The organism is Acetanaerobacterium elongatum (genome assembly GCF_900103835.1).
GTDB lineage: Bacteria > Bacillota > Clostridia > Oscillospirales > Ruminococcaceae > Acetanaerobacterium > Acetanaerobacterium elongatum.
In genome coordinates this window covers 1-14,321 of sequence record NZ_FNID01000054.1, presented here as the reverse complement: position 1 = coordinate 14,321, position 14,321 = coordinate 1, and the positions used below count along the sequence as shown (strand labels likewise).

11 protein-coding genes are annotated in these 14,321 nt (G+C 50.5%); 10 read left to right on the top strand and 1 reads right to left on the bottom strand.

Annotation, left to right across the window (positions count from 1 at the left end; genetic code table 11):
• On the top strand, positions 1-205 hold a 205-nt coding region (locus BLR50_RS13640; protein ID WP_143008132.1), incomplete at its 5' end, for an IS3 family transposase.
• Between the two features lie 121 nt (positions 206-326).
• Here the strand turns inward: BLR50_RS13640 and thrS are convergent.
• Positions 327-2,273 (bottom strand): threonine--tRNA ligase, encoded by a 1,947-nt coding sequence (gene thrS / locus BLR50_RS13635; RefSeq protein ID WP_092643523.1) that lies wholly within the window; start codon positions 2,271-2,273, stop codon positions 327-329.
• 621 nt (positions 2,274-2,894) lie between these two features.
• Between thrS and rny the strand changes: the two genes are divergently transcribed.
• The 9 genes from rny to tnpA form a co-directional block, all read left to right on the top strand.
• Positions 2,895-4,457, top strand: a complete 1,563-nt coding sequence (rny, locus tag BLR50_RS13630) for a ribonuclease Y (protein ID WP_092643520.1) — start codon at positions 2,895-2,897, stop codon at positions 4,455-4,457.
• Between the two features lie 256 nt (positions 4,458-4,713).
• Entirely contained in the window at positions 4,714-5,490 is a 777-nt protein-coding gene (locus BLR50_RS13625) for a TIGR00282 family metallophosphoesterase (protein ID WP_092643517.1), read from the top strand.
• Positions 5,491-5,584: 94 nt separating this feature from the next.
• A complete protein-coding gene (locus BLR50_RS13620) occupies positions 5,585-5,845 on the top strand; it encodes a stage V sporulation protein S (RefSeq protein WP_092643514.1) in 261 nt (86 codons plus the stop codon).
• Between the two features lie 383 nt (positions 5,846-6,228).
• The gene (locus BLR50_RS13615) at positions 6,229-7,791 is read left to right on the top strand and encodes an ABC transporter substrate-binding protein (protein ID WP_092643511.1); all 1,563 of its coding nucleotides are present in this window, start codon (positions 6,229-6,231) and stop codon (positions 7,789-7,791) included.
• Positions 7,792-7,817: 26 nt separating this feature from the next.
• The gene (locus tag BLR50_RS13610) at positions 7,818-10,214 is read left to right on the top strand and encodes an ATP-dependent DNA helicase (protein ID WP_242871774.1); all 2,397 of its coding nucleotides are present in this window, start codon (positions 7,818-7,820) and stop codon (positions 10,212-10,214) included.
• Between the two features lie 107 nt (positions 10,215-10,321).
• A complete protein-coding gene (metG, locus tag BLR50_RS13605; RefSeq protein ID WP_092643508.1) occupies positions 10,322-12,289 on the top strand; it encodes a methionine--tRNA ligase in 1,968 nt (655 codons plus the stop codon).
• Between the two features lie 27 nt (positions 12,290-12,316).
• On the top strand, positions 12,317-13,084 hold the full coding sequence (locus tag BLR50_RS13600) for a TatD family hydrolase (protein WP_092643505.1): 768 nt from the start codon (positions 12,317-12,319) through the stop codon (positions 13,082-13,084).
• A 10-nt stretch (positions 13,085-13,094) separates the two neighbouring features.
• The gene (locus BLR50_RS13595) at positions 13,095-13,919 is read left to right on the top strand and encodes an aminoglycoside phosphotransferase family protein (RefSeq protein WP_092643502.1); all 825 of its coding nucleotides are present in this window, start codon (positions 13,095-13,097) and stop codon (positions 13,917-13,919) included.
• A gap of 187 nt (positions 13,920-14,106) precedes the next feature.
• Positions 14,107-14,321 (top strand): IS200/IS605 family transposase (gene tnpA, locus BLR50_RS13590; protein WP_143008016.1); only part of this gene is annotated, 215 nt, incomplete at its 3' end.

Below are 14,321 nucleotides of genomic sequence, written 5' to 3'. Positions count from 1 at the left end.
GGCACATTGCATCGACAACGGTCCTATGGAAGGATTCTGGGGCATTTTGAAACGCGAACGCTATTACGGTCGGAGATTCACCAGCAAGCAGAAACTTATTCAGATGATTGAGAGTTACATCAGCTATTACAACACCCGGCGTGTGCAACGCAACTTGGGTGTTCTGACACCGTTAGAGAAATTTAATCTCTACTTCGCTGCATAAAAAGCGACCAGTGGTTTTGTTCACCACTGGTCGGGAAAATTTTATGTTTTTTCGCTGTCCTCTTGACGGGATGCAGTTCAATTGCTTCTGCAGCCGGCCGCTCTTTATATTTCTGATGCGATTAATCTTTAACCTTGTTCTTAATCTCTTCAAGTGCCTTGTCAATAAAGGCTTGCAACGGCATAGTGCCCTTGTCGCCCTCCTTGCGGCTGCGTACCGCAACGGCACTCTCGGTTTGCTCCTTTTCGCCGATTACCAGCATATAAGGCACCTTCTCCAGCTGCGCCTCGCGAATCTTGTAGCCGATCTTCTCCTGCCTTGTATCCACCTCGGCACGGATACCGTTTTTGCGCAGTGTTGCGGCAACATCCTTGGCATAGTCAAGCTGCTTATCGCTGATAGGCAGAACCTCCACCTGAACAGGAGAGAGCCACAGCGGCAGCGCGCCCGCGTATTTCTCCAGCAGCAGCGCGATGGTTCTTTCGTAGCAGCCCAACGAGGTGCGGTGGATGATATACGGGTACTTCTGCGTGCTGTCGGTATCTGTATAGGTCATGTTGAACTGTCTTGCAAGCATGAGGTCGATCTGTACCGTTACCAGCGTATCCTCTTTACCGTGCACGTTTTTCATCTGAACGTCCAGCTTAGGCCCATAGAACGCTGCTTCGCCCACCGCCTCTACATAGTCTATCTTCATATGGTCGAGGATGGTGCGCATGAGCCCCTCGGACTCTGCCCACATCTCCGGCGTACCGATATACTTCTCGCGGTTGTTGGGGTCCCATTTAGAAAGACGGTAGGTCAGGTCTTCCAGCAAACCGATATCGGCCATAATCTCTTTAATCAGCTTTACACAGCTGCGGAACTCCTCCTCCAGCTGGTCGGGGCGAAGGATCAGGTGGCCCTCCGAGATGGTGAACTGCCGCACGCGGATAAGCCCGTGCATCTCGCCGGAGGCCTCGTTGCGGAACAGGGTAGAGGTCTCGCCGTAGCGGATGGGCAGATCGCGGTAGGAGTGCTTCTCGCTAAGGTATACCTGGTACTGGAACGGGCAGGTCATCGGGCGCAGGGCGAACACCTCTTTGTCCTTCGCCTCATCGCCCAGCACAAACATACCATCCCGGTAGTGATCCCAGTGCCCTGAGATCTTGTAAAGGTCAGACTTGGCCATCAAAGGCGTCTTGGTCATCACATAGCCGTATTCGTTCTCTTCCTTATCCTGCACATAGCGGTTGAGAATCTGGAACAGCTTTGCGCCTTTGGGCGCTAACAGCGGAAGCCCCTGACCAATGATATCTGAGGTACAGAAGTATTTAAGCTGCCTGCCGATGATGTTGTGGTCGCGCTTCTTGGCCTCTTCAATGCGCGCAAGGTATTCATCCAGCTCGTTTTTCTTGGGGAATGCAATGCCGTAAACGCGGCAGAGCATCTTGTTCTTCTCGCTGCCGCGCCAGTAAGCGCCGGTAGAGGCGGTAAGCTTAACGGCCTTCACCGCGCCGGTGCTCATCAGGTGGGGGCCAGCGCACAGGTCGGTAAATTCGGCCTGACGGTAGAGGCTGATATTCTCGCCCTTGCCCGCATGCTCCGCGATAAGCTCCAGCTTGTAGATTTCGCCATCCTTCTCCATCAGAGCCCTTGCTTCGTCCGGTGTAACCGAGAGGCGCTCGAGCGGAATATCCTCCTTCGCAATCTTCGCCATCTCGGCTTCAAGCTTGGCGAGGTCGTCGGTTGTAAAGGGGGTTGCAACGTCAAAATCATAGTAGAAGCCGTTATCAATGGCGGGGCCAATGGCGAGCTTGGCGCTCGGATACAGTCGCTTTACAGCTTGAGCCAACATATGCGAGGCCGTGTGCCAGAAGGTTTTCTTGCCGTCCTGATCGTCAAATGTCAAAATGGAAAGCGCGCAGTCGCCCATAAGAGGGGTACGCAGGTCAACAAGGGTGCCGTTTACCTTTGCCGAGCAGGCAGCCTTATACAGCCCCATACCAAGCTCCTTGGCAATATCGGCGGGGGTAGTTCCCTCAGCGTATTCCTTTATTACGCCGCCCTTAAGCTCAACCTTAATCATGTTGTGCATCTCCTTCTAATTTTTATAAAAACAAAAAGCCTCACCCCAGAAAACTGGGGTGAGGCATAATACTGCTCCACGGTTCCACCCGGATTGTAAAAAGAATGCTCTTTTTACCGCTCAGAGGCACTGTAACGTGTGCCGTACGCCACTTTTGGCTTACTGCAGAAACTTTGCAGATAAGACTTATAGCAGGCTCAGGGGTGGTTTTCTCGTTGGAATGGTGTAAGACCGCACTTTCAGCCGATGATGCGGCTCTCTGAACTATTGCCGTTCCTGATACTGTCCCCTTCACAGCTTTATAAAATATATAGGCTGTAAATTGTTTCAACCTATTTGCATATTAGCACTCGTTTAAAGTGTTGTCAATACGCGCACAGAAAATCCAAACTGATATTTCTATCCATATTTGTTTCATAGCCTAAAAAAAGCCCATAATATAGCCGTTTGCATGTGTTTGCGCGTGTAAAGTGATGATTTGGAAGACCAGATAGATGTTTTAAAAAAACTTGACATACAACTTTTTTACATATAGAATAGTAACTGGTGCATTAGTGCCATATTATTATATTTATAATTAATATAATTAGAAAATTTGTGCAAAAGGAGGTTTTTGGATAAGTGGATTCACAGACGATACTATACTGCGTCATTTCAGTAATCGTCGGAGCTATTGTGATTGGTGTCCCTCTGTTTTTTCTGGGGGTTGCATATAGAAAGAGAGTCGCTGAGGCCGAGCTTGGTTCAGCCGAGCAGGAAGCCAAACGCATTGTCAGCGACGCTTTGAAGACCGCAGAAAGTAAGAAAAAAGAAGCACTTGTCGAAGCCAAAGACGAAATCTACAGAATGCGCTCGGATGCAGACAAAGAAATCAAAGAGCGCAGAAGTGAGCTGCAGCGCCAGGAGCGCCGCATTACCCAAAAGGAAGAAAACCTAGACCACAAGATGGATAGCCTAGAGCAGAAGGAAGAAGCCCTGCAGAAAAAGCTTGTAGAAGCCGACTCCAAACTAAACGACGCCGAGGAGATTAAAAAGCATCAGTTTGAGCTGCTTGAAAAGATATCCTTGTTCACGGTTGAACAGGCAAAAGAATTCATGCTCAAAAACCTTGAGAACGATCTGATTCACGAAAAGGCCGTTAAGATTAACCTTTATGAGCAGCAGCTCAAGGATGAAGCCGATCAAAAAGCACGCAACATCATCTCACAGGCCATTCAGCGCTGTGCCGCGGAACATGTGGCGGAAGCCACCGTTTCGGTAGTGGCACTGCCCAGTGACGAGATGAAGGGCCGTATTATCGGGCGTGAGGGCAGAAATATCCGTGCACTTGAAACCCTTACCGGTGTAGACCTTATTATCGATGATACCCCAGAAGCCATTACCCTTTCGTGCTTCGACCCTGTTCGCCGCGAGATTGCACGGCTTTCACTTGAAAAGCTGATTGCAGACGGTCGTATCCATCCTGCTCGTATCGAGGAGATGGTTGATAAATCCAAGCACGAGGTTGAGCTTAAAATCCGTCAGGATGGTGAGCGTGCCGTTATTGAAGCCGGTATTCACGGTATGAACCCCGAGCTTATTAAGCTGATTGGCCGCCTGCGTTACCGCACCAGCTACGGGCAAAATGTGCTTGATCATTCGCTTGAGGTTGCGCACCTCGCCGGTGTAATGGCCAGCGAGCTTGGCGTAGAGGTGAATTTCGCCAAACGTGCAGGTCTGCTGCATGATATCGGTAAGGCTCTCGACCACGAGATTGAAGGTACCCACGTTGAGATTGGCGTTGATATTGCCAAGAAATACAAAGAAAACGCTGACATTATTCATGCGATTCAGGCTCACCACGGTGATGTCGAGCCCAAGACAATCGTTGCCTGCCTTGTACAGGCCGCGGATGCCATCTCGGCGGCACGCCCGGGTGCAAGGCGTGAAAACCTTGAAAACTACATTAAACGTCTTGAAAAGCTTGAGGAGATTGCGAATTCCTTTAACGGCGTCGATAAGTCCTTTGCCATTCAGGCAGGCCGTGAGGTTCGCATTATGGTAAAGCCCGAGATAGTAAACGATGATCAGATGACATTGCTGGCACGTGAGATTGTTGCCAAGATTGAAGCCGAGCTGGATTATCCCGGCCAGATTAAGGTTCATATTATCCGTGAGAACCGTGCCATCGAGTTCGCGAAATAACGTTCGGGTGAATTTATCAGCCTGAGTAGAGTGCGGCAGGGCAGGATTATTCCTGTGCTGCCGCCTTTTGTCAACTCTGGGCCTGAAATGATGAAGATGGCTGCTTATTCATATTTTGTACAAAATGCTAAAGATTTACTGTACTTACTGCGTATTTTTTGTCTTTTGTCTATTGTTTTTTATATTATTAGTAAGTTATAATGATAACATATTCTCAAATTAGGGTTAGTGTTCCAATTAAGGAGGATGCGGTTAGTTGAAGGTTCTCTGCGTTGGCGATGTAGTCGGCAGAATCGGGTGTTCCTTTTTGGCAAAACATCTTTTGGAGTTAAAGTCGACTTACGGCGCAGAGGTTGTTATTGTAAACGGAGAGAATTCCTCTCAGGCAAACGGCATCTCCCCTAGCAGCGCGCAGCGGTTGTTTGATGCGGGTGCCGATGTTATAACAACCGGTAATCACGTCTTCCGCCGCAAAGAGATTTTTGAATACCTGGAAGAGCACAGTGAGGTTTTAAGGCCAGCCAACTACCCAAGCGGCACCTTTGGCCGCGGGTGGTTTACGCTAGACATGGGGCGCACCGCCATCACCGTTATCAATATGCTGGGTGTTGTATTCATGGAAAACCTCCGCAACCCGTTTGAGTGCATTGACGAGGTGCTAAGGCAGCAGCTGGCAAAGGTTATTATTTTAGATTTCCACGGCGAAGCAACCTCAGAAAAGCTTGCAATGGCAAACTACCTTGACGGCCGAATTTCGGCGATGTTCGGCACGCATACCCATGTTCAAACTGCTGATGCGAGAATCTTCCCCAAAGGTATGGGCTATATTACCGATGTTGGGATGACAGGGCCTATTCATTCGGTGCTTGGGGTGAAGCCGGAGCTTGCCATCTACCGGCAAAAAAACCTTCTGCCCGTGCGTTTTGAAATCGCCGAAGGGGATTGTATGATTAATGCCGTACTGTTCGAAATTTCAGAGCAAACCGGCGTTACAAGCAGCGTGCAGTCCATTTGTTATACTGAAAAACATTAAGCCGAAGGTTCAGCGGCTTAAGCCTAACAGAACGTGAATTATTAAGTTCGAAAACGATTGCGTAAAAGATTAATCGGAAGGATTGGGATCAACAATGGAAGTGTTAAAGGTTTCGGCAAAATCAGTTCCAAATTCTGTAGCAGGGGCTATTGCAGGTGTAATTCGCGAAAAGGGTGCAGTAGAGGTTCAGGCTGTTGGAGCAGGTGCATCGAATCAGGCGGTTAAAGCGGTAGCGATTGCCAGAGGATATCTTGCTCCTTCGGGGGTAGACCTCGTGTGTGTTCCCGCTTTCGCGAATGTGGTGATTGACGGCGAAGACCGTACAGCCATCAAGCTGATTGTAGAACCAAGGTAACCTGTTGCTACATAGGTCAAGGGTATTGGCCAAGTTTATAAAAGTCGGGGAGCAGTAATAGGCTCCCCGACTTTTTTAGTCTTACAGTGTTAAATTTTAGTAATTAATGTCACAAAATATACGCTATGATTGCACATAGCGATAAACTTAATAGCAATTATTGTAACCAAGATCTTGCTGTTTGGTTATGTCTTGGGCCTGGTATACCATAACGCGCCACGATATGGTATAATAACCGTAAACGGCTATTATACATCTAAACTTAATGTCTCGCCTATGACGATAGACAATTTACCACCGCCGCAGTGCGGCTATGGTATAATTGCATCAGCAGGTTTTTGTACAGGATAACGTTTTGCTTGTGATAGATTTGGAGGTGCGTTATGCACATTAAACTGATAAGCCTGATTGCTGCTGCAATAGTGGCTGCTGCACTGTTCAGTGCCTGTGCCGCAGATGCGAATGCCGCGAAGCAAGAGCCCGGAAGCTCGGTTGCAGCAGGGGATTCTTCTTCATCATCCAGTGCCCCGGCCGCCACGCCGAATGTCTTTAGAATCCCTTATGATTCGCAGGATTCGCTTAATCCCTACCTCTCCACCACTACGCTCAACAGTGTACTGAGTTCGCTTGTTTACGACAGCCTGGTGAAGCTGGATAAAGACTTTATCCCTGTGATGTCGCTGGCCTCGGATATCCAGATTGAGGGCACCGTCTGTACGGTTACCATGAAAAGCGGTATCCGGTTTTCTGATGGCAGTGATGTAACGGCTACCGACGTAAAGTATTCCTTTGACCGCATGAAAGAGCAGGGAGGTGCCTATGCCAAACGCTTTGCCAATGTTGCCGGTTACACCATCAAAAGCCCTACGGTTCTGGAGATTAACCTGAGTGAGCCGGATCATCTTTTTATAAACCTGCTTGACTTTCCGGTTATTAAAAGCGGCACCTTTAAGGACACCTACCCCATCGGGTGCGGTCGGTATGTGTTTGGGGCAAGTAACGATGCCGGGGAAATCACCCTTTCGGTAAATGAGTATTGGCATGGCAGCCCGGTTAAAACACTTAAAACCCTGCTGCTTACTCCCTTTAACTATGGTGATTCTCTTATCAACAGCCTGAAGATGGGGAAGATCAACTTCGCGTTCTCGGATCTTTCTCAGGCACAAAGCTCCACCAATATGGGCAGCAACCCGGTGCAGATATCACTTACCAATATGGTGTATCTCGGTATTAACAACACACGGGGCGTAACTCAGACGGCCAGCTTCCGAAAAGCAATTTCACTGGCGATTAACCGCGAAGGGCTGGCATCAGAGGCCTTCTTCTCCCGTGCGGTTCCGTCCGCTGTTCCTTTTAACCCCAGCATGTATGTAACCAAGGAGCTTCCGAATAGAGTACAGGCCGATACCGAAGGGGCAAACAGCATACTTGACACGCTAGGGTACACCGTCCGCGACGATGAAGGCTACCGCAAAAACGGCAACGACCGTCTTACGGTAAACCTGTTGGTGAACACCGAAAATCTCTACCGTACCGAAACGGCCGCAAGGATACAGCAGGCGCTCAAGGATGTGGGCATTGAGTGTACCATCAACGAGCAGAATTTTGAACGGTACACCTCTCTTGTGCAGGCCTCGGATTTTGATTTGTATATCGGCGAGGTAAAGCTCTATGCCAACAACGACCTCAGCGAGTTTTTAAAGAGTGAGGGAGCGCTTACCTACGGCGGCACCGCAAACACCGATCTTTATGCAGCCTATACCGCCCTGCGCGCGGGACAAACCGACTACGCAACCTTCTGCAGCAGTTTTGAAGAGCAGTCGCCGTTCATCCCGTTGGTATTCAGAACAGGTATTTCCGGTTTTACAAGGACGATGTCCTACAACGTAAAATCTTCAATCAGTGATATATTCTTTAATATCGAGGACTGGAACTACGCGTCTTAACAGGCATCGGTGAGAGGGCTGAACAGGTGGAAGAACAACAGCGAAACAGGGAAGTTAAGATTTCGGTGCGAAACCTCGTGGAGTTTTTGCTGCGCAGCGGCGACCTTGACAGCCGCTTCACGGGGCGCGACCGCATGAGCGAGGGAGCACAGCTGCACCGCAAGCTGCAAAAGGCATACGGCAGCAGCTACAAGGCCGAGGTGGCACTGAAGGAAACACGTACTGTGGGCGGAATTGCCTTCACCGTGATTGGCCGCGCTGATGGGATTATCACCGAAGAGGATAAGACTACTGTCGACGAGATCAAATCGGTTACCCAGCCGCTTGATGAGGTCGATGAGGATTTCGCACCCGTGCACTGGGCTCAGGCCCGCTGCTATGCGTGTATGGTTGCCGCGCAAAACGGCCTTACCGAGATTACCGTGCGGCTTACCTATGTGCATGCCGATACCGAAGAGGTAAAAACTCTTGACAGGGTTTATACACAGGAGGAACTGGAAACCTTCTTTAACGACCTGCTGCTGAGCTACCACAGCTGGGCGGAGTTCTCCGCCTCATGGGCTGAGCTGCGGGATATGTCCATCAAGGCGCTGAGTTTTCCGTTTGCGTACTACCGGCGCGGCCAGCGGGAGCTGGCTGCAGGGGTATATAAGGCGCTGCGGGATGAAAAACGGCTGTTTGCGCAAGCCCCAACCGGCATCGGTAAAACCATGTCTACCGTATTCCCCGCCGTCAAGGCGATGGGCGAGGGGCTTACCACCAAGATATTCTACCTTACCGCCAAAACTGTCACCCGTCAGGTGGCGCAGGAGGCATTTGAGCGCCTGCGTGAAAACGGGCTGCGCTTTAAAACCGTTACCCTCACCGCAAAGGAGAAGATCTGCTTTCAGGATACCCCCGCCTGCACCCCCGAAACCTGCCCCTACGCTAAGGGGCATTATAACCGCGTAAACGCCGCCTTGCGCGAGCTGCTGGAGGAAAACGACGCCATCACCCGCGAAACGGTGGAAGCTTATGCGCGTAAGCATACAGTCTGCCCGTTTGAGCTGTCGCTTGACCTTTCGATGTGGGTGGATGCCGTTATCTGCGACTACAACTACGCCTTTGACCCTCGGGTGTACCTCAAGCGCTTCTTTGCGCAGGAGAATCAAATACCCGACTGTGTCTTTCTGGTGGACGAAGCGCACAATCTGGTGGATAGGGCGCGGGAGATGTTTTCCGCCGAGCTGAAAAAGAGCAGCTTCACGCAGGTGAAAACCGCGCTGAAGAAGAGCGCGCCGAGGCTTAAAAAGCGTTTAAACGCCGTATGCAAGGTGTTTTTGGAGCTGAAAGAGGAATGCGGGGAAGAAAGGCCGTCACTTGTTAAAAATACGCAGAGCGAGGAGCTGTGCGCGGCGCTCGAGCACTTCTTAAGCGAGTGCGAGCTTTGGCTAAAAGAGCACGGCAAGGAGCATGAGCAGTACGATGCCCTGCTGCAGCTGTTTTTTGATAGCCTTGGCTATCTGCACACTGCCGAGCTGTTTGACGAACGGTATGTTTTTATTACCGACTGCGCAGGCCATGACGTGCGTGCGCGGCTGTTCTGTGTAGACCCAAGCATGCTTTTAAATAACGCTTTAAACCGAGCCAGAGGAGCGGCGCTTTTCTCGGCCACCCTTACGCCGCTTCAGTATTTTAAGAATATCCTCGGCGGCAGGGAGGAGGATTATATTTTAAAGCTCTCCTCTCCCTTTGACCAGCGAAATATGCATCTGCTGCTGTGCGGCGGCATCTCTACAAAATACCGCCACCGTGACGAAAGCTACGGGCGTATCGCGGAGGTAATCAAGGCGGTTATCGGCGGCAGGGCGGGCAACTACATGGTATTCTTCCCGTCTTACCTATATCTGCAGCGGGTGTATGACGAGTTTAAAGCCCTGTGCCCCGAGGTGGATACGCTTATCCAGCAAAGCGGTATGACCGAGCCCGAGCGGGAGGAGTTTCTGCTGCGCTTCGATGCGCAAAACAGCGAAACGCTGGTGGGCTTTTCGGTGATGGGCGGCGTGTTCTCGGAAGGGGTAGACCTTAAGGGCGACCGCCTGATTGGCAGCATCATCGTCGGGGTGGGTCTGCCGCAGGTGAGTACCGAGCAGGATATCATCATGAACTTCTTTAATCAGGAAAACGGCATGGGGTTTGAATACGCCTATATGTACCCCGGCATGAACAAGGTGCTGCAGGCGGCGGGGCGGGTTATCCGCAGCGAAGCCGACCGCGGCGTGGTGGTGCTGATTGATGAGCGGTTTGCTCATAACGAGTATCTAAGGCTTTTCCCCGGCCACTGGAGCGGCTGCCTGTTGGTGAAAAGCCCCACACAGATAGAAAAATCGGTGCGGGAATTCTGGAACGAATGTGTCGACACGACGAACAGTGAAACTTTGTAAATATTTTTGCTATTTACCGCTAAGGCGTGGTATAATAATATATTAACAGGGTTTATTCAATTCATAACTTAAAACCTTATCAGTTTAAGGCGAAAGGAAGTTCATTCATGGCGGAAAAGTTCTATCTTACCACGGCAATTACCTACACCTCGCGCAAGCCGCATATCGGAAACACCTACGAGATTGTGCTCTCTGATGCGATTGTGCGGTTTAAGCGAATGCTTGGGTACGACGTATATTTTCTTACGGGCACCGACGAGCATGGGCAGAAGATAGAGGGCAACGCCCTGCAGAACAACATGACGCCCAAGGAGTATGTAGACCGTGTGGCGGGTGAGGTAAAGGCCATCTGGGATCTGATGAACGCCTCCTACGACCAGTTTATCCGCACCACCGACGATTTTCATGTAAAAAGTGTGCAGAAGATCTTTAAAAAGCTCTACGAACAGGGCGATATCTATAAAAGCTCTTACGAAGGCAACTATTGCGTAGCCTGCGAGTCGTTTTTTACCGACACCCAGCTGGTTGACGGCTGCTGCCCCGATTGCGGCGGCCCGGTGAAGCTCACCAAGGAAGAGGCCTACTTCTTTAAAATGAGCAAGTATCAGGACAGGCTGATGCAGCACATTGAGGAACACCCCGAATTTATCTGCCCCGAATCGCGCAAGCGCGAGATGGTAAATAACTTCTTAAAGCCAGGTCTGCAGGATTTGTGTGTATCCCGCACCTCATTCAAGTGGGGCATCCCCGTTACCTTTGATGAGAAGCATGTCATCTATGTGTGGATTGATGCGCTCTCCAACTATATCACCGCGCTTGGCTACGATACCGACGGCAGCGGGGAGCTTTACAAAAAATACTGGCCTGCGAACGTGCATATCATCGGCAAGGATATCCTGCGCTTCCACACCATCTACTGGCCCATTATCCTAATGGCGCTGGGCGAGCCGCTGCCCAAGCAGATATTCGGCCATCCGTGGCTGTTGTCGGGCACCGACAAGATGAGTAAATCCAAGGGCAACGTGATGTATGCGGATGACCTTGTGCGTCACTTTACGGTAGACGGCATGCGCTATTACCTCTTAAGCGAGATGCCCTACGCGCAGGACGGCACCATCACCTACCAGAACATCATCACACGCTATAATGCCGACCTTGCCAACACCCTCGGCAACCTTGTAAACCGCACGGTGGCGATGGTACACAAATACTTTAATGGCGTGCTCATAAAGCCCGCCGGCAAACCGGATGCGCTGGATGAGGATTTAATCGGCACCGCGGTAAACGTCGTTGCAAAGTACGAGGCGCTGATGAACGCCTATAAAACCGCCGACGCGCTGGATGCGATTATGGACGTTGCGCGCCGCAGCAACAAATATATTGATGAAACCACCCCGTGGGCGCTTGCCAAGGATGAAAGCCAGAAAGACCGCCTTGCCGCGGTGCTTTATAACCTTGCCGAGGCCATCCGCTTTATCGCGGTAATGATTGCCCCGCTGCTGCCGCAGACTGGCGCAGAGATTCTCAAGCAGCTCGGCAGCCCCGCAAGTGACTATAGCTCGTTAAAGACGTTCGGAGCTATTTTAAATGGGGCAAAGGTAGGCGAAGCAGCCCCGCTGTTTGGCCGTATCGACGAGACCAAGAAGCTCGAAGAGATTGAAGCCGAGAACCTTGCCAAGCAGGGGCAGACGGCAGCACCCAAGGCCGAAGCCAAGCCGGAGCATGGCAAAACAGAGGCAGCTTCCATCCCCGGCATTATTACCATCGACGACTTTGCCAAAGTGGAACTCTGCACCGCCGAGATTAAGGATTGTGTGCCGGTAGAAAAGAGCGATAAGCTGCTAAAGCTCACGCTGGATGACGGCCGGGGCGGCAGGCAGGTGGTATCGGGTATTGCGCAGTGGTATCAGCCACAGGATTTGATTGGCAAGAAGATTATTGTGGTGGCTAATCTCAAGCCCGCCAAGCTGCGCGGTGTTGAATCCAACGGCATGATTCTTGCCGCCGATGCCGAGGGGCGCGCCAATGTTATCTTTATCGATGCCTCTGTGCCAAACGGTGCAAAGGTACGTTAAGTGATTACCGAAAGGAAAACCCATAGCATGAACAATATCTTTGATTCCCACGCGCACTATGACGATGCGCGCTTTAATGAGGACAGGGCAGAGCTCCTGTCCTCTCTTCAGAATAAAGGGGTACGCGCCGTGCTCAACGCGGGGTGCGATATGTGCTCCTCCCGCGAGGGCATCCGCTATACCCAACAGTATGATTATTTCTATGCCGCTGTCGGCATCCACCCGCAGGCGGCAGATGAGTTTGCCTCGGCTGATATTGAGGAGCTACGGCAGCTTGCACAGGAGGAAAAGGTGGTGGCTATCGGCGAGATCGGGCTGGATTACCACTATGAGACGCCCTCGCGAGAGATTCAGAAGCCTGTTTTTGAAGCACAGCTTCAGCTTGCCAAGGAACTTGATATGCCGGTAATTGTCCACAGCCGGGAAGCCACTGCCGATGTGATGGCACTTCTGCATAAGTACCAACCCAAGGGGGTGGTGCACTGCTTTTCGGGCAGCGCCGAAACAGCTAAGGAGGTGCTGGCGCTCGGTATGTACATCGGTTTTACCGGTGTAGTCACCTTCGGCAACGCCAAGAAGGTGCTGGAGGCCGCCACGGTTACACCGCTTAATCGCCTGCTGCTTGAAACCGACTGCCCCTATATGGCTCCTGCGCCCTTTCGCGGCAAGCGGTGCGATAGCAGCATGATTGCCTTTACTGCCTCAAAGCTTGCGGAGATAAAGGGGCTTGAAACACAGCAACTAATCGATATCGCCACCGAGAATACTTATAGGATGTACGAAATAACGAGGTAACAGAGACAGTATGAGTAAGGGAAGACTGCTGGGAAAGGGCTATACCGCCGAGGTTTATGAGTGGGAAAACGATAAGATTTTAAAGCTGTACAACAATAACTTTCCACAATCTTGGTGTACCCGTGAGTTTGAGATTACAAGCAATGTTTATAACCAACTGGGTATATGCCCGAAGGCCTATGAGCTTGTGGAGCTGGATGGGCGATGCGGCGCGGTTTACCAGAGGGTTCGCGGCACCATGTTAATGAAGCAGCTGCTGTTCCCAATCTGGATGTTAAAAAAGAAAGCCCGATTGTTTGCACAGCTGCATCGGGATATTCATCAAGAGGTGCCGTTTGAGCTGCCCGATGTAAAGGAGTATGTGGCCTCGGCGATTGGCAGAGTGTCTGAATTAACGGCTGGGGAAAAAGAGTATCTGTACGAGTATATAAAGCAGTTGCCCGACGGCAATGTAATGTGCCATATGGACTTTCACCCACAGAATATCCTCATGTGCGGGAACAAGCCGGTGGTAATAGACTGGATGACCGCAATGAAGGGCAGCCCCGCAGCAGATGTCGCAAGAACGGTTGTAATTTTGCGCTTCTTTAGTCTGCCTGTAAAGTCAAGGCTTTTGCAAAAGCTGTTTAGTACCTTCAAAACAACCTTATGCACAGAGTATTTAAAAGAGTATCTCCGTATTACCGGCATGAGCCAGGAAAACATTGAACAATGGATGCTTCCGATAGCCGCTGCTCGCCAAAGCGAATGGCTACCGGCACAGGATAAAAAAGCCCTGCTCACTTTTGTGAGGGAAGAGCTTCGAAAGAAGCCTGCGCAAAAAAGTAACATATAAAACCGTTTATAATAGAACAGCAGGCAGAGAAAGGGTAAATTTCTCTGCCTGCTGTTATTGTAGCTTCAGCGCAAAAAACCACCAGCTCTGCTGGTGGAATTAGAACGCTTATAGCGAAAAGAGGTCCTCCAGTGATAGAATGATGAAGGTTCACCAACCGCATCAAAAAACAAAGGAGGACATGTCAATGGATGACATAAATAGTTTAACACATTCGAAATGGAGATGTAAATATCATATAGTATTTGCACCGAAGTATAGACGACAAGAAATATATGGACAAATCAAGGTGGATATAGGGCAGATACTTAGGAAATTATGCGAACAAAAAGGGGTGGAAATAATAGAGGCACAGGCATGCCGCGACCATATACACATGATGGTAAGCATACCACCGAATAT